Below are 243 nucleotides of genomic sequence, written 5' to 3' on the forward strand. Positions count from 1 at the left end.
AAAAAGAAATGTTAGAATGCATGAAAGATGGTTTAAACGTTTCTAAAGCGTTGAGCGTTTTAGAAAGCATGCTTTCTTCTACGAATGAAAAACTGGATCAAAACCCTAAAAACAAGGCGTTGAAGGGCGAAATTTTAGAGAATTTGAAATTCATAGAAGAACTGCTTGGCATCGGGTTTAAAGACCCTAGCGCGTATTTCCAGTTAGGCGTGAGCGAGAGCGAAAAACAAGAAATTGAAAAAA

The 243-nt window shown here is 37.0% G+C and carries 1 protein-coding gene; it reads left to right on the top strand.

Going from position 1 to position 243, the window contains the following annotated elements; all coding sequences use genetic code 11:
* A partial coding sequence (locus tag BZK24_RS08865) for a DALR domain-containing protein (RefSeq protein ID WP_341537522.1) occupies window positions 1–243 on the top strand: 243 nt, incomplete at both ends.

Origin of the sequence: Helicobacter pylori, from assembly GCF_001998165.1 — a bacterium.
Taxonomy (GTDB): domain Bacteria; phylum Campylobacterota; class Campylobacteria; order Campylobacterales; family Helicobacteraceae; genus Helicobacter; species Helicobacter pylori_DL.